This is a genomic window from Streptomyces sp. NPDC111606 (genome assembly GCF_055656945.1).
Genome location: NZ_JBVKBY010000005.1, coordinates 347057 through 362921 on the forward strand (window position 1 = coordinate 347057; position 15865 = coordinate 362921).

Sequence of the window (15865 nt, forward strand, 5' to 3'; positions counted from 1 at the left end):
TACAAATTAGTATGCCGACGCGTCCCTGGGAAGGGACAAGATGTCCCCGAAGGGGTGAGGTCCGGGTCTTGACGCTCCGGGCACCCTCGAAACAGCAGGCCGGTTCCCGCAGAGCCGCGGAAAAGGGAGAGCCCGATGTCAGCAGCCGAGGGTCCGCTCGTCGTCGGCGTGGACACGTCCACCCAGTCCACCAAGGCGCTGGTCGTCGACGCGTCGACCGGGCAGGTCGTCGCGAGCGGCCAGGCGCCGCACACGGTGTCCTCCGGCGCCGCACGCGAGAGCGATCCACGCCAGTGGTGGGACGCACTGTGCGAGGCGCTGCGCCAGTGCGGCGACGCCGCGCACGAGGCCGCGGCGGTGTCGATCGGCGGGCAGCAGCACGGCCTGGTCACGCTGGACGACCGGGGTGAGCCGGTGCGTCCGGCCCTGCTGTGGAACGACGTGCGCTCGGCGCCGCAGGCCCGTCGCCTGACCGAGGAACTGGGCGGCGCGAAGTTCTGGGCCGAGCGCACGGGCTCCGTCCCGGCCGCCTCCTTCACGGTCACCAAGTGGGCCTGGCTCGCGGAGAACGAGCCGGAGTCCGTCAGGGCCACCAAGGCCGTACGCCTCCCCCACGACTACCTCACCGAACGCCTCACGGGACAGGGCACCACCGACCGCGGCGACGCCTCCGGTACGGGCTGGTGGGCGTCGGGGACGGAGTCGTACGACGAGGAGATCCTCGCGCGCGTGGGGCTCGATCCGGCGATGCTGCCCCGAGTGGTACGGCCCGGCGAGATCGCGGGCACCGTGCGCGACAGCCACGAGCTGCCGTTCTCCAAGGGCACCCTGGTCGCGCCCGGCACCGGGGACAACGCCGCCGCGGCACTGGGCCTCGGCCTGCGGCCCGGTATGCCCGTACTGAGTCTCGGCACCTCGGGGACGGTGTACGCCGTATCGAGGCGGCGCCCCACCGACCCGACCGGCACCGTGGCGGGCTTCGCCGACGCGCACGGCGACTGGCTGCCCCTGGCCTGCACCCTGAACTGCACGCTCGCCGTCGACCGCCTCGCGACCCTGCTGGGCCTCGACCGCGAGGCCGTGGAACCCACCACGGGCCTCACACTCCTGCCCTACCTGGACGGCGAACGCACCCCGAACCTGCCGAACGCCTCCGGTCTGCTGCACGGCCTACGCCACGACACGACCGCCGGCCAGCTCCTGCAGGCCGCCTACGACGGGGCCGTCCATGCGCTGCTCGGCGCCCTGGACCTGGTCCTGGACGAGGACGCGGACCGCTCCGCGCCGCTGCTGCTGATCGGCGGCGGCGCCCGGGGTACGGCCTGGCAGGAGACCGTACGACGGCTGTCGGGGCGCCCGGTGCAGGTCCCCGAGGCCAGGGAACTGGTCGCGCTCGGAGCCGCCGCCCAGGCGGCCGGCCTGCTGACCGGCGAGGATCCGGCCGCGGTCGCCCGGCGTTGGAACACCACGCGCGGGCCCGTGCTGGACGCCGTGGAGCGGGACGACGAGACGCTGGCCAGGATCAGCGGGGTACTCTCCGACGCGGCCCCGCTGCTGGACCGGAGCCCCGAGACTCACTGAGGACTGACGAGGATTGACGGAGGCATGACCGCACCGCTGCACGAGGCCCACCCGACCGGAGCCGGGCGCGCGCTGCCGAACACCCAGCAGGGCATGCGCCGCCGCAATCTCGCCCGGGTGATGCACACCGTCAGCGCCGAGGGTCCGCTCTCGCGTGCCGCCGTCGCCTCCCGTATCGGGCTGACGCGCGCGGCAGTGTCCACCCTGGTCGACGAGCTGATCCGCTCCGGTCTACTGGAGGAACTCGGTCCGGAGCGGCCCGGCCGGGTGGGCCGCCCCGGCTCGGCGCTGGCCGTCAGCGGACACGGTCCGGCCGGGATCGGTGCGGAGGTCGGCGTCGACCATCTCGCGGTCTGCGCTGTCGATCTGCGGGGCGAGGTGCGGTCCCGGGAGGTGCGACACGGGGCGAATCGGGGCCGGGCGCCCGCACCGGTGATCGCGGAACTCGGCGAGCTGGTGCGCCAGGTCGTGGCCGAGGCCGAGCACGAGGGACTGTGGCCCGCCGGTCTGGCGATAGCTGTGCCGGGTCTGGTGGCGCGGGACGCCCGCACGGTCGTGCGCGCCCCCAACCTCGACTGGCGGGACACGGACCTCGGCGGTCTGCTGCCCGTGGACTACCCGCTGAGCGTGGGCAACGAGGCCAACTTCGGCGCGCTCGCCGAGCTCTGGCTCGGCGACGGCACTCCGCGCGACTTCGTGCACGTGTCGGCGGAGATCGGCATCGGTGCGGCGGTCGTGGTGGACGGCGGGCTGCTGCGCGGGACACACGGTTTCGCGGGCGAGTTGGGCCATGTACCGGTCCAGCCGGACGGACCCGCGTGTCCGTGCGGGGGGCGCGGATGCCTGGAGCAGTACGCCGGCGAGGAGGCGGTGCTGCGCGCGGCCGGGCTGGAGCCGGGCGAGGACCGCGTCGGCCTGCTCGCCGACCGTGCCGCCGACGGCGACGAGGACGTACGGCGGGCTCTGCACGACGCGGGAACGGCGCTCGGTATCGCGCTGACGGGCGCGGTCAATCTGCTGGACCCGGAGAGTGTGGTGCTGGGCGGCGCGCTGGCCGGGCTGGCGCCGTGGCTGCTGCCGTCGCTGGAAGCCGAGCTGGACCGGCGCACCGCGGGGCCGGCCTGTCCGGTGTCCGTGTCGCGGCTGGGGCCGGAGGGGCCGTTGCTGGGGGCAGCGCATTCCGTGGTGCGGGCGGTGCTGGACGATCCCGCGGTGGTGGCGGAGCGGGCCTGAGCCCCGACGGAGCTGGGCACGGAACCAAGCCGGCTCCCGGGAATCCGGCGGCGGAAAGCCGGCTTCGAATCCACGGCCGGCCCGATTTCAGAATCCCCGGCGGCCCAGATTTCGGATCCCACAACAGGCCCGATTCCAGGCCGAGTTCACTCGTGTGAGTGAGCGAGTTATCCACAATCACGTGGCTGTCCACGGAAACCGATGCTCGCTTCTGCCCGACCCGCCGACGCCGTACCGTGATTCACGCGAGCCGCAGTCATCGCAGGGCTATGGCGCGACGCGCGATCGTTCGATCCCCACTGCCCCACCCGTCCCGCTGTCCCACCTGATCCGCCTGATCCGACTGATCCACCTGTCCCACCGGCCTTCCGCAGAACGGAGCTGTGCAGCGATGAGCGACCCCAGGATCCTGACCGTGCGCCCCGAGCCCGGCCAGTACGCGTGGACGTTCGGCGGCGCACCGCCTGTGGCCCGCATCGCCCCCGGCACGGTTCTCGACCTGTACACGGAGGACTGCTTCGCCGGGCGGGTGCGGTCGGAGAAGGACCTGGTGTCCGAGGTGTGCGAGTTTCCCTACCTCAACCCGCAAACCGGACCGTTCCACATCGAGGGTGCCGAGCCCGGGGACACCGTCGCCGTGCACTTCGTATCGATCGAACCTGCCCGGGACTGGGCCGCGTCGAGCACAGTCCCCCTCTTCGGCGCGCTCACCTCCACGCACACGACGGCCACGCTGCAGCCGCCGCTCCCGGAGACCGTCTGGATATGGCAGCTTGACCGGACACGACGTACGGCGTTGTTCCGGGCCCACGACAGTGACATCGAGGTGGAGCTGCCCATGGATCCGATGCACGGCACCGTGGGTGTGGCTCCCGCCAATCTGGAGGTCCGCTCCGCCCTGGTGCCCGACGCGCACGGCGGGAACATGGACACACCCGAGATGCGGGCGGGCGTGACCTGCTATCTCGGGGTGAACGTCGAGGGCGCGCTCCTCAGTCTCGGCGACGGGCACGCCCGGCAGGGCGAGGGCGAGACCTGCGGCGTCGCGGTCGAGTGCGCGATGAACACCGTGGTGATCGTCGAACTGCTCAAAGGACTTGCCACACCGTGGCCCCGCATCGAGTCGGACACCCACATCATCTCGACGGGCTCGGCCCGGCCTTTGGAGGACGCGTTCCGGATATCCCAGCTCGACCTGGTGCAGTGGCTGGTGCGTGACTACGGCTTCAGCGAGCTGGACGCCTACCAGTTCGCGACCCAGGCCGTCGAGTCACCACTGGCCAACGTGTGCGACACCAACTACACGTGTGTGGCCAAGATCCGCAAGCAGTGGCTGCCGGCCCACGAGACGCACCGCGGAGTGCACGCACGACTTCGGGAGACGGCAGCGACTCTGAGTTGAGCGCCCCGGCCGACCTCAACCGTTGAGCCCCCACGGCCACTCCGTGCCCAAGGCACAATCCCCTGACGCTGACGCTGAAAGGCAATCCTCCGCCCTGAAAGGCAAACCCCTTTGGAACGCGCAAGACCACGCCCCAGCCGCCGGCTGATCCTCCAAGGCACCGCACTCGCCGCCGTCCCGTATGTCCTGCTCCCCGAGCGACCGGTCGGCGCACATGTTCCCGCACCGGACTATGCGCTCGCCGTGTGGCGCCCGGCGAGCACCGCCAACTACACGGTGGCGAACCACCCAGCGGTCCGCCCAGTCGATCGGGTGATCATCCACGTGACGCAGACCACCTACACCAAGACCCTGTTCGTCTTCGAGAACCCCAGGAAGCACGTGTCCGCGCACTACGTCGTCCGGTCGGCCGACGGACACACGTCACAGTGCGTCCGCGAGGCGGACATCGCCTGGCACGCCGGGGACTGGGAGCACAACACACGCAGCATCGGCATAGAGCACGAGGGCTGGGTCGACGAACCCTCCTACTTCACCGCCGTCATGTACGCGGCGTCGGCCCGGCTCACGGCTGCCATCTGCACCAGGTACGGCATACCGAAGAACCGCGAACACATCATCGGGCACCACGAGGTGCCGGGCACCGACCACACCGACCCCGGCCCGCACTGGGACTGGGAGCGCTACATACGGTTGGTCAACGCGGTCTGAGGGTTCACGCGCGGTCACCGGCGTGGCCATCGTTCGGGTGACCCGGGTCGAAAAGGTTGTCCGCGTGCGCACCCGGAGTGACGATGCCCTCAGCCGCATCGCCTTCCGGGAGGCCGAGTTGACCGATCCATGGGTGGCTCTGGAGCCGGGGGCCGACCCTGCCGAGCGGGTACGGGTGCTGCGTCATGCCCACGAGACGTTCACCGAGGTGGGCACGGTGCCGAAGCCGGTGCGTGCAGTGGTGGCCGATTCGTGGCGGCGTTCGGCGCGGGCGGGTGTGGGTCCGGACGGAACCGCGAGCGTGGAGTTGGTGGACGGCGATCTTGGCGCCTATCGCGCTGAGCATCCGTTGGCGCGGGTGATGCCGCTGTTCCGGGAGCTGTTGGGCACCTTCGCCGCCGACGGGGAGCATCTGCTCGCGGTGTGCGACGCGCACGGCAGGCTGCTGTGGGTCGAAGGCGATCCGACGACCCGGCGCAAGGCGGGGCGGATGAACTTCGTGCCGGGTGCGCGGTGGGCGGAGACCGCCGTGGGGACGAACGCGCCGGGCACGGCGGTCGCGGTGGACCGGCCGGTGCAGGTGTTCGCGGCCGAGCACTTCATCCGCCGGGTGCAGCCCTGGACCTGTGCGGCGGCGCCGGTGCACGATCCGCGCACGGGGCGGGTACTCGGCGCGGTGGACATCACCGGCGGCGACGGGCTCGCGCATCCGCACAGTCTGGGGTTCGTGCAGGCGGTGGCGCGTGCCGCGGAGTCCCAACTGGCGCTGCTCGCCCCGCAGGTGCCGGCCGACGACGTCCCCGAGCTGTGCGCGCTGGGCCGCGACGAGGCGCAGTTGCGCATCGGGGGCCGCCGGGTCAGGCTCAGTCGCCGGCACAGCGAGATCCTGGTGCTGCTGGCGCGCCACCCGGAGGGGCTGACCGGTGACGAGCTGCTGTGTGCGCTGTACGAGGACGAATCGGTGACACCCGTGACCCTGCGGGCCGAACTGGCCCGCCTGCGCCGGATCCTCGCCCCCGGGCTGCTCGGCTCCCGACCCTACCGGCTCACGGTGCCGGTCGAGTCGGACGTGACGGTCGTCGAACGCCGTCTGGATGCCGGTGCGGTCACCGGCGCGGCCATGGCATACGCCGGCCCGCTGCTGCCCGGTTCCCAGGCACCGGCGGTGGTGCGGCTCCGGCGGCGCCTCGCGGACGGGGTCCGTACGGCGTTGATCGCCCGCCGTGATCCCGACCTGCTGGCCGACTGGGCGCACGCGCCGTGGGGCGAGGACGACCTCGACGTATGGCGGGCCCTCGCGGCGGTGCGTCCTTCGTCGGCGGTCCGGTCGCGGCTGGCCGCGCTGGAGTCCGAACTCACGGCACCGCCCGCTTGGGAGCGCCGCCCGTCCCGCTGACCGAACTCCGGCCCTGGGCGAGAGCCCTCGACGTACTGGCCCTACCCCGGGCGCGCGCAACGTACTTGCAACCTCGCCGTCCCTAGCCTCGCGCCGAGAGCTGCCCAACGGCGGGCAGCGCTTCTTCGGGAGGCAGAGCAGTATGACCCGTTACGCGGCGCCCGGCACCGAGGGTGCGATCGTCTCCTACCAGGCGCGCTACGACCACTTCATCGGCGGTGAGTACGTGCCGCCGATCCGGGGGCAGTACTTCGAGAACCCGTCGCCGGTGAACGGGCAGCCGTTCACCGAGATCGCTCGGGGCACGGGCGCGGACGTGGAGCGGGCGCTCGACGCGGCGCACGCGGCCGCCCCCGCGTGGGGCCGGACGTCGGTGACGGAGCGGGCAGACATCCTGCTCAAGATCGCCGACCGTATGGCGGCGAATCTGGAGCAGTTGGCGGTCGCGGAGAGCTGGGAGAACGGCAAGCCGGTGCGCGAGACGCTGGCGGCGGACATTCCGCTGGCCATCGACCACTTCCGCTACTTCGCGGGCGCGATGAGGGCGCAGGAGGGGTCGCTCGGCGAGGTCGACGACGACACGGTGGCGTACCACTTCCACGAGCCGTTGGGAGTGGTCGCGCAGATCATCCCGTGGAACTTCCCGATCCTCATGGCGACGTGGAAGCTCGCCCCCGCGCTGGCGGCCGGCAACGCAGTCGTACTCAAGCCGGCCGAACAGACCCCGGCTTCCATCCACTTCTGGCTCAGCCTCGTCGCCGACCTGCTCCCGCCGGGCGTGCTCAACATCGTCAACGGTTTCGGCGTGGAGGCGGGCAAGCCGCTGGCGTCGAGCCCCAGGGTGGCCAAAGTGGCGTTCACCGGTGAGACCACGACCGGCCGGCTGATCATGCAGTACGCCTCGGAGAACATCACCCCGGTCACCCTCGAACTCGGCGGCAAATCCCCGAACATCTTCTTCGACGACGTCTGGGCGGCGAACGACGACTTCCGGGACAAGGCGCTCGAGGGCTTCACGATGTTCGCGCTCAACCAGGGCGAGGTGTGCACCTGCCCGTCCCGGGCGCTGGTCCAGCGCGGCCAGTACGCCGAGTTCATGGAGGCGGCGGTCGCCCGCACGGAGCAGATCAAGAGCGGCCACCCACTCGACACGGACACGATGATCGGCGCGCAGGCCTCCAACGACCAGTTGGAGAAGATCCTCTCCTACCTGGACATCGGCCGGCAGGAAGGTGCCAGGGTTCTCACCGGCGGCGAACGCATCGAGCACGAAGGCGAGTTGAAGGGCGGCTACTACGTCCAGCCGACGATCTTCGAGGGCGACAACCGCATGCGGATCTTCCAGGAGGAGATCTTCGGTCCGGTCGTCTCGGTGACGTCCTTCGACGACTTCGACGACGCCATCAAAATCGCCAACGACACGCTGTACGGCCTGGGCGCGGGCGTGTGGACCCGCGACATCAACACCGCGTACCGCGCGGGCCGCGCGATCCAGGCGGGCCGCGTGTGGACGAACTGCTACCACGCCTACCCGGCGCACGCGGCGTTCGGTGGCTACAAGGGGTCGGGCATCGGGCGTGAGACACACAAGATGATGCTGGAGCACTACCAGCAGACGAAGAACCTGCTGGTGTCGTACTCGCCGCAGAAGCTGGGCTTCTTCTAGGCGCCAGAAATGGGCGCCTGACCTGCGAAATGCTAGTCAGGCGCCTTTCGCGGCGGACAGCTGTGTGACAAGCCGAGCCGCAGGCAGCGGACCCGTGCGGTCTTCATCCGCGGGCCGCACAGGCGGCGCCGCGGATCGGCGGGCCCGTGACCGGAGGGCCTTACAACGTGTCCCACCCGCGTGGGCTCGCCGCCCTGGTGGTGGTTCGGGAGCTCGACTGGGCACTCCCACGAGAACGAACCCGGTGCCCGCGTCCCCAATTCCTCCGCCGATGGCTTCCGTTAGATGCCAAGGCAGGGGCGGACTGGCTGCGTACGGCCCGGCGGGCGGCCTCGCGTCCGGCTCCCGGGTACCGGTGGAACCGACTCAATCACGGTGGAGGTGCCCCCGCGCGGGTGCGGTCAGCGGAAGTCGTCGGCATGGTCGTGCGCCCATGTGGTGTACGGGCGCGCGGGCCGGCCGGTGACCACCTCGGCGGTGACCGCCCCCGGGGCTGTCTCGGATTCCGCCTGATCCGCCTGATCCGCGTCGCCGGGCGTGCCGGGGTCCGACTCGACGCCGGAGTAGTCCTCGTAGCCGAAGAGGAAGTCGGCGTTCGCCGCAGCCCAGCCGCCCTGCTCGTGGTAGAAGGCACGGGCCTCGGCCGGGGTGACCGTCTCGATGCGGACCTCTTCGCCGATGGCCTCGGCGATCGCGGCCACCTGCTCGCGGACGGTGACCTTCTGCGGTCCCGACAGGGTGTAGGCGGTGCCGACGTGCCGGTCCTCGACGAGCGCGGCGGCCACGACGTCGGCGATGTCCCATTCGTGGATCGGGACACCGACGCGGTCGGGGTACGGCTCGACGACGGCGCGGCGCGTACGGACCGAAGGCCCCCACATATGCAGGGAGTTGACGGCGAACTCGCCGGGCCGGACGTGGGTCCACTCCACGCCGGACGCCTCCACGGCCTGTTCGACGGGCAGGTGGTACTCGGTGTCCCAGCCGGCGGTGACAGAGGCGGAGGAGAGCAGCACGATCCGGCGAACCCCCGCCTTCACGGCCAGGTCGATCACCTCCTGGGCCGCTTCCAGTACGGGGAAGAGGAACATCTTCTCCAGGCCGGCCAGGGCGTCCGGGAGCGTCCCCGGCCGCGCCAGGTCGCCCGCGACGACCCGCGCGCCGGCGGGCAGTCCGGCACTGTCCGGCCTGCGGGTCAGGGCCCGTACATCCTCACGGGCCTTCAGTAACTCCCCGACCACATGCCGGCCCACGTTCCCGGTCGCGCCGGTCACCAAGATCGTCACTGCACTTCACGTCCGTTCAACTCTGTCCCTCGGATGCCGTTCTCGAGCATGCGGATGACCGCAGCGGCGACGCCGTGCCGCGGCAGAACGCCGCGGCTGGCCGAGTCGCAGCCGGTGTAGACCAACGCCCACAGCGTGTCCTGGATCCACTGCACGGTGAGGCTCGGGTCGAACACCCCTTCCATCTGGCCGCGCTTGATCAGGCCGGTCATCATCCGGGCCACGGAATCCGGCCCGGCGCCCGCCTCCTCGTCGCCCGCCTCGAAGCCTTCGAGGACGGTGGAGTCGCCGTACAGGAACAGCAGCCGGTCACCCGTGTCCACCATCGCCGCAACCAGTCGGCGCAGGGCTTCCGCGGGCGGCCCCTCGTCCACCGCCGCGTCCTGGATCGACTGCTGGATCACCAGGTAGGCGTCGGCCACGGCCGCCCTGACCAGTACGTCCCGGTCGGGGAAGTAGCGGTGCAGCGTGCTGCGTCCGACCTCGGCGGCCTTGGCGATGTCGGCAAGCGTCGCGGCGCGGTCCCGGGCGAGCACCTCGGCGGCCGCCCCAAGGATGGCGCGACGCGTACGACCACGCGTTCCGGACTCCACAGATGCGCTTCTCATGTGCCGAACGTAGCAGATCATCATCCAACCTAGGCACCCGACATGCTATTTTGGGACATCAATGTTCCATTTAGGATCTTGGATGTACTGCACGCGCTGTCCTACAGAAGGGGTCTGCAAGTGAACGTGGAGGACACGACGGTGGCGGTAACCGCGCCACCCGTGAAGCCGCCGGAGCGCTTCTCCAACATGCGAGTGCTCTGGTCGTTCGTGCGCCCGCACCGGTGGACCCTGCTGGCGGCCTTCGTGCTGACCGCCATCACCACCGGCACCACGCTGGCCACCCCAATGGCCACCAAGGGAATCCTGGACGGACTCGCCGACGACTCCCCCCTCGCACGGGCCATCTGGATGCTGGTCGGCCTGCTGGCCGTCGGCTCGGTCCTGGGCTGGATCCGACTGATCATGCTCGGCCGACTGGCCGAGCAGATCGTGCTCGACGCCCGCATCGGCATGGTGGAGCGGTTACTGCACGTCCCGATCGGGGGCTTCGGCCGCCGCTCCCCCGGCGAACTGGTCACCCGTGTCACCTCCGACACCCTGCTGCTGCGGGAGGCCGCCTCCTCCACCGCGCTGGAGTTCTTCGGCGCGGTGATCACGGTCATCGGCTCGCTGGCGCTGATGGCCTCATTGGATTGGGTCCTGCTGCTGGTCATGTTCGTCACGATCGTCGTGATCGCCGGTGTGATCGGCCTGGTCATGCGCCCGCTCGCGGCGGCCCAACAGGAAGCGCAGGCCGCGATCGGACGGCTCGGCGGCGTCCTGGAGGGCGCCATGCGCGCCATCCGTACGGTGAAGTCCAGCCGGGCCGAGAAGTGGGAGAACGACCGCATCCTCGACGAGGCACGGGAGTCCTTCCGCCAGCGCCTGCGAGCGGTCAGGATCGAGGCGCTCACCTGGACGCTGACCGGTGTCGGCTTCCAGGGCGCGATCCTGGCGATCCTCGGTGTCGGAGCCTGGCGGGTGAGCCTCGGTGAGTTGACCGTCTCCGGCCTGGTCACCTTCCTCCTGTACGCCTTCCTGATCGTCGATCCGATGACCCAGCTCAGCCAGTCGGCCTCACTGCTCCAGTCCGGTCTCGCCGCCGCCGCGCGGATCCGGGAGATCCAGGACCTGCCGGTCGAGGACACCAGGGCGATCCCCGAGCGGACCGTGGCCCCCGTGGCCGACAGCGGTTCTCCGGTGCTCGCCTTCCACGACGTCCACGCCCGGTACGCTCCCGACGCACCCCGCGCGCTGAACGGGGTCCGCCTCGACATCGCCCGGCGCGGGCACACCGCCGTCGTCGGCCCGTCAGGTGCCGGGAAGACCACGGTGTTCTCGCTCGTGCTCCGCTTCCTGGAACCGGAGAGCGGGGTCATCACCCTCGACGGCGTGCCTCTGGACCAGTACGCCCTGTCCGAGCTGCGCAAACGGATCGTCTACGTCGAGCAGGACACCCCCCTCGTGCCGGGCACCCTGCGACAGAACCTGCTCTACACCCACCCCGAGGCGGACGAGGAGGCGCTGTGGGCGGTCCTGCGGGACGTCCGCCTCGACGAACGTGTCCGCACCCTGGAGAACGGCCTCGGCACCCCGCTCGACGGCACGGTGATCTCCGGCGGCGAGCGGCAACGCATCGCGCTGGCGCGGGCCTTGGTCGGCGAGCCGGAGATCCTTCTCCTCGACGAGGCGACCGCCCAGCTCGACGGTCTGACCGAGACCGCGATCCACGACGCGGTCGTGCGGGTCGCTTCCCGGGGCGCCGTGATCACCATCGCGCACCGCCTCTCCACCGTCGTGGACGCCGACCGGATCCTGGTCATGGAAGACGGCATGTGCCGGGCCACCGGAACGCACGAGGAACTGCTCGTCACCGACGACCTGTACCGGGACCTGGTGGCAGCGTTGCGCATCGCGACGATCGCGCAGGACCGGGAGAAGGAGGACGCGGCCCTGACGGGCTGACCGGCCCCGGTGGCGGTGGGGGCGAGCGGGGCCGACCGTGCTCGGCTCCTGTCGTTCCCAGACCTGTTCGGCAGCACTCGGCGGCTGTTCCTGGAACAGCTGGCTGCGGGCGGGGGCGGTCAGTACAAGGCCACTCGGTGGCGCTGGTTCGTAGGGGCGCTTCGCCAGCTCAAGGACGTGCCCCTCAAGGGCAGGGCGACCTAACACGACCGCCCCCAGGTAGTGCCGTACGCCGAGGCATCGATGCAGTTCCCGCCCCTAGCGGCTAGGGTCCAACCACGAGTGATCGCTGAGCCGTTGAAGCGTGCTGCCCCGCAGCGGGCCCGCGTCGACACAGGGGGAAGTTGTGAGTACTGAGCCCGATTCCGTGGTGCCCATATCCGCGCCGAACACCGGCCCGGATCCCCGGAACAGTCACCGCCTGGACATGCCCGCACCCGACGCCCGCCCGAACGTCCGCACCCTCGACCCGTCCCCGGGCACCTACCCCGGCCCCGAGCGGCACGGCGGCCCGCAGCCGATGCCGGGGGCGGACACCGCGCCCGACCCGCGATTCCAGGCACCCACGACCCCGCTCACCGGCCCGGATCCCCGCATCCGGGCCATGTCGGCCGCCGCCGGCCCGAGTAGCACCCCCGCCACCCAGGCCGACGGCGCCGACGACAACGGGTACGGAGTGAGTAACGCCGAACTCGGCAAGATGGCCTATGAGTTGGACCTGGCCGCGCAGATCCTCGAGAAGGCCGACAAGGGCCTGGCGGAATCCGACACCACAGCGCGGGTCCACAAGATGCTCACCAGCGGACGCATGCTCAAATCGACAACGGGCGATTGGGACGACGAAATCACCCGCCTCGCCAAGCAATGCCGCTCAATGGCCGACAAGATGCGCCAGACGCACACGAATTACACGACGCAGGAAAACCGTACGGCGCGGGATTTCCAGGCGATCCTTGCTTCGCTCGAGGGGGACGCGTAATGGCATCGCTCACCGACCGGCCCGAGGGCGAGGATCACGAGCATGCCGATGCGGTCGAGCGGCAGGACATCACGGTCGGGGAACTGGAACACGTACGTCCGGAGGCCTGGTCGCGGGCGGCGGGCGAGTGGGGCGACCTGGCCGCGGCGGCCACCGAGGCCCGGGACCACGTCCAGAACGTCCTGCTCAAGCTGCCCTTCGTCTGGGCGGGACCGACCGCGATGACAGCACGCATCCAACTGTCCGTACTGCATGACGAATTGACCATCGCCCACCGCGAGGCAAAGGCTGCCGCAACCACGCTCGAAGCGGCGAAGCGCGGGTTCGAGCTCGCTCGCACCTGGCTCGACGAGGCCCAGGAGATGGCCCGGTCGAAGGACCTGACCCTGCACAACAGCGGAGGCGTCACCGTCCCGGAGCGGGACTACCCGCCCAACGACCCGGACAGCGCGGGGGCGGCCCGGCAGGATCAGGAGAACGCTGACAGCCTCCTCACTCACGCGACCGCCGCCCTCAGCTACGCCGCCGACGTCAACGAGCACACCGGCTACGAACTCGAACGCATCAAGAAGGCGGTGGCGTACACCGTCCTGGACGAGCGGACCAAGGCCGCCGTCAAGGCCGACACCGAGGGTGCCAAGAATCTGAACCGCGTCTTCTCCGGTGCGGGCGGAGTGCTGCTCCCGCCGCCCGCGCCCGACAAGGGTTCCGGCGATTACAACACCCGCGAGGCCACCGACGAGGACCGTGCCATCAAGAACAAGATGGGCTTCTTCGCCATGGGCTCCCCCGCGGTACTCGGTGGCCCCCACTCGGCCAAGCACATGCTGCACTACCTCTCCAACACCGGGGAACCGCTGGACATCGACGTGGACGCGCTGATGGGCGACCTCCCGGACATGAATCGCAACGTGGAAGCCCAGCTCGCGGAGAACGCCCCCAACTGGGAGGCGCAGGCCCTCGCCGAATACGAGCGCACCGGGAAGCCCGTGAAGTTCGTCCAGCAGACCGGCTGGCAGGGCTGGACCGCCGAGAAGGACCCCGACTGGTATCACGCGGTCGGCTCCTTCCACTACAACACGGTCGCCCAGGTCGAGGTCGTCCCGGGCCCGGACGGCGAGCCCAGGACCACGATCCGCTACCAGACCCACGTGTACGACCGCTACAACTGGGACGCGACCAAGGCGACTCCGGTACCCGCGATGGGGAACGTGTCCGATGCCCAGATGGCCAGGCTCCACCAGTCGGGGCAGGCCAGGGAGTACGACATGGGCGGACAGAGCGAAGTACGCACATGGAACGGGTGAGTACGCGTACGGGCCCCACGAGGCCGCGCCGGCGCAGGTGGCTGGTGTGGTTCCTGGCCTTGTGCGTGGTGTGGACGCTCGGTGTGATCGCCTGGGCGGCCATCGCGTGGCTCACGCCGGCCGGTGACGGTCCGGAGGAGGCAGTGGAGCGCAGGGCGGGGATGCACCACGATCAGCATCAGCCCGCGGGGCGCTACTACATACCGACATACGCCAAGGTGGAGAAGGACGGCGCCGCCGTGCTCCGGTACGAGGTGGGCAACAGCCAGGACTCGAGCGTCAAGGACTTTCTCCGTACGTACGACATCACGGCCCAGCCGAAGCGCACCAGCCCGTCCGTGGTGACGTACTCCGACCGCTTCGGCGACGTACGGCGAACGTTCACGGTCACCTACAACCCGTCGCCTGAGCCTGATGGGTACGACTACGCGCGGATCACGGTCAGAGCCAGGGGCACCGACGCAGACTGACATACCGGAACGCGTCGCGCCTGTCGAGGCATACGCCCTCGCCAGGCCCCCGTCGTTCCTCGGGGCCTGGAAGTGGCGCAGGAGAGCCCGCCAGGGCGTCGCAGGTGTTCGGGCATGTGGAAGGGGCCGGCTCCGAGGGGGATTCAGAACCGGCCCCTTCGTCAGGGGGTGAAGCGCCACCCCGACTCGGTCACCGCTGCGGGCGGCGGTACGCCTTCACGACACTGGCATAGCTGTTCTTGGCGTGGCCCTGGGCGATGATGCCCTCCATCAGCGCCTCGGAGTACTTGGGCAGTTCGGTGTCGACGCCGAGCGCCTCGCTCTCCTCGACGAGGTGCTTGAGGGCACCCAGGTGCGTCTCCAGGGTGGCGTCGTTGGCCGGGAACTTCTCGTCGCCGGCGTCGATCTGGGCGGCGTAGTCGGCCGTGAACATCTTGATGGCGTCGAGCCACATGTGTGCCCACGGCAGGAACTCCTGCGCCTTGACGCCGCCGGTCTCCACGATGGCGACGCCGTGCAGGAAGCTGTTGAGGGCACCCCACATCAGGCCCAGCAGCGACACGTCGAACAGGGCGGGCTTGCCATGGTCGGTGCCCAGGTAGGTGGTCCCGCCGCCGAGGAGCTTCAGCACGGGCTCGTGGGCGTCGAAGACGGCCTGGTCGCCGGCGTAGAAGAGGACCGAGGTCTCGGCGCCGATGCCGGGCGGGGTGATCATGATGGCGCCGTCGAGGTACTTGGCGCCGTTCTTCTCCGCCCACTCGGCGGTCAGGCGGGCCTGCTCGGAGGAGCCCGTGGTCAGGTTGACCACGGTCTTGCCGTGCAGGGCGTCGCCCAGTGAGCCGATGACGTCGTGCACCACGTCGTACGTCGACACACACACGACCACGAGGTCGCTCGCGGCGACGGCGTCGGCAGGCTTCGCGGCGAGCACCGCGCCGTCCGCGACGAGGCCGTCGGCCTTGTCCGCCGAACGGTTCCACAGGGTGGTGGCGTGACCCGCCTTCAGGAAGGCGGCGGCCAGAGCCTGCCCCATCAGGCCGAGGCCGAGAACGGAAACCGACACCGACACCGAGGTGTGGTTGCTGCACATGAATTGGTTCCTCCAGTACGAAGTGGTCTTGCTGACCGGGTCGGCACGCGAAAGCGTTGCGGTGGGAACGCGGTGGTCCAGGACGCCGAACCGCATCCTCGGGGAACCTTGGTGCATGCCCCTTCGGATTCACTTCGGACGGCTTCGGAAACGCTGCGTGCAGGCACTTCGGGCAGGTGGCCGAGCCCT

13 protein-coding genes are annotated in these 15865 nt (G+C 70.2%); 10 read left to right on the plus strand and 3 right to left on the minus strand.

Going from position 1 to position 15865, the window contains the following annotated elements; all coding sequences use genetic code 11:
- The first annotated feature begins 135 nt into the window (after nt 1-135).
- From xylB to exaC, 6 genes are all read left to right on the plus strand, one after another.
- Entirely contained in the window at nt 136-1581 is a 1446-nt protein-coding gene (gene xylB, locus ACZ7M7_RS20260) for a xylulokinase (RefSeq protein ID WP_472118726.1), read from the plus strand.
- Nucleotides 1582-1605: 24 nt separating this feature from the next.
- On the plus strand, nt 1606-2814 hold the full coding sequence (locus ACZ7M7_RS20265; RefSeq protein ID WP_472118729.1) for an ROK family protein: 1209 nt from the start codon (nt 1606-1608) through the stop codon (nt 2812-2814).
- 391 nt (nt 2815-3205) lie between these two features.
- Nucleotides 3206-4216, plus strand: coding sequence for an acetamidase/formamidase family protein (locus ACZ7M7_RS20270; protein WP_383629394.1), 1011 nt, complete (start codon nt 3206-3208; stop codon nt 4214-4216).
- 111 nt (nt 4217-4327) lie between these two features.
- Entirely contained in the window at nt 4328-4927 is a 600-nt protein-coding gene (locus ACZ7M7_RS20275; RefSeq protein WP_472118733.1) for an N-acetylmuramoyl-L-alanine amidase, read from the plus strand.
- A 118-nt stretch (nt 4928-5045) separates the two neighbouring features.
- Complete coding sequence (locus tag ACZ7M7_RS20280) at nt 5046-6323, plus strand: GAF domain-containing protein (protein ID WP_472119269.1); 1278 nt, start codon at nt 5046-5048, stop codon at nt 6321-6323.
- A gap of 142 nt (nt 6324-6465) precedes the next feature.
- Nucleotides 6466-7989: an acetaldehyde dehydrogenase ExaC gene (exaC, locus tag ACZ7M7_RS20285; RefSeq protein WP_472118735.1), complete on the plus strand. Its 1524-nt coding sequence runs from the start codon at nt 6466-6468 to the stop codon at nt 7987-7989.
- 401 nt (nt 7990-8390) lie between these two features.
- Here the strand turns inward: exaC and ACZ7M7_RS20290 are convergent, their stop codons facing one another.
- Nucleotides 8391-9275, minus strand: coding sequence for an SDR family oxidoreductase (locus ACZ7M7_RS20290; protein WP_472118738.1), 885 nt, complete (start codon nt 9273-9275; stop codon nt 8391-8393).
- On the minus strand, nt 9272-9883 hold the full coding sequence (locus ACZ7M7_RS20295; RefSeq protein ID WP_472118741.1) for a TetR/AcrR family transcriptional regulator: 612 nt from the start codon (nt 9881-9883) through the stop codon (nt 9272-9274). The genes ACZ7M7_RS20290 and ACZ7M7_RS20295 overlap by 4 nt, the downstream gene beginning before the upstream one ends.
- 120 nt (nt 9884-10003) lie before the next feature.
- On the opposite strand from ACZ7M7_RS20295, the gene ACZ7M7_RS20300 reads away from it, so the two are divergent.
- The 4 genes from ACZ7M7_RS20300 (at nt 10004) to ACZ7M7_RS20315 (ending at nt 14586) form a co-directional block, all read left to right on the plus strand.
- The gene (locus tag ACZ7M7_RS20300; protein WP_472118744.1) at nt 10004-11830 is read left to right on the plus strand and encodes an ABC transporter ATP-binding protein; all 1827 of its coding nucleotides are present in this window, start codon (nt 10004-10006) and stop codon (nt 11828-11830) included.
- Between the two features lie 427 nt (nt 11831-12257).
- On the plus strand, nt 12258-12809 hold the full coding sequence (locus tag ACZ7M7_RS20305; protein WP_472118748.1) for a hypothetical protein: 552 nt from the start codon (nt 12258-12260) through the stop codon (nt 12807-12809).
- On the plus strand, nt 12809-14116 hold the full coding sequence (locus tag ACZ7M7_RS20310) for a hypothetical protein (protein WP_472118751.1): 1308 nt from the start codon (nt 12809-12811) through the stop codon (nt 14114-14116). The genes ACZ7M7_RS20305 and ACZ7M7_RS20310 overlap by 1 nt, the downstream gene beginning before the upstream one ends.
- Nucleotides 14113-14586 (plus strand): hypothetical protein, encoded by a 474-nt coding sequence (locus ACZ7M7_RS20315; protein WP_472118754.1) that lies wholly within the window; start codon nt 14113-14115, stop codon nt 14584-14586. Before ACZ7M7_RS20310 ends, ACZ7M7_RS20315 begins: the two co-directional genes overlap by 4 nt.
- A gap of 190 nt (nt 14587-14776) precedes the next feature.
- On the opposite strand, the gene ACZ7M7_RS20320 is transcribed toward ACZ7M7_RS20315, so the two are convergent.
- The gene (locus tag ACZ7M7_RS20320; protein WP_472118757.1) at nt 14777-15676 is read right to left on the minus strand and encodes an NAD(P)-dependent oxidoreductase; all 900 of its coding nucleotides are present in this window, start codon (nt 15674-15676) and stop codon (nt 14777-14779) included.
- Nucleotides 15677-15865: the final 189 nt, after the last annotated feature.

Coding starts and splice junctions, on each gene's coding strand:
- ACZ7M7_RS20320 (WP_472118757.1), bottom strand. CDS start 15,676: ATGTGCAGCAACCACACCTCGGTGTCGGTGTCGGTTTCCGTTCTCGGC.
- ACZ7M7_RS20270 (WP_383629394.1), top strand. CDS start 3,206: ATGAGCGACCCCAGGATCCTGACCGTGCGCCCCGAGCCCGGCCAGTAC.
- ACZ7M7_RS20265 (WP_472118729.1), top strand. CDS start 1,606: ATGACCGCACCGCTGCACGAGGCCCACCCGACCGGAGCCGGGCGCGCG.
- xylB (WP_472118726.1), top strand. CDS start 136: ATGTCAGCAGCCGAGGGTCCGCTCGTCGTCGGCGTGGACACGTCCACC.
- exaC (WP_472118735.1), top strand. CDS start 6,466: ATGACCCGTTACGCGGCGCCCGGCACCGAGGGTGCGATCGTCTCCTAC.
- ACZ7M7_RS20295 (WP_472118741.1), bottom strand. CDS start 9,883: ATGAGAAGCGCATCTGTGGAGTCCGGAACGCGTGGTCGTACGCGTCGC.
- ACZ7M7_RS20310 (WP_472118751.1), top strand. CDS start 12,809: ATGGCATCGCTCACCGACCGGCCCGAGGGCGAGGATCACGAGCATGCC.
- ACZ7M7_RS20305 (WP_472118748.1), top strand. CDS start 12,258: ATGCCCGCACCCGACGCCCGCCCGAACGTCCGCACCCTCGACCCGTCC.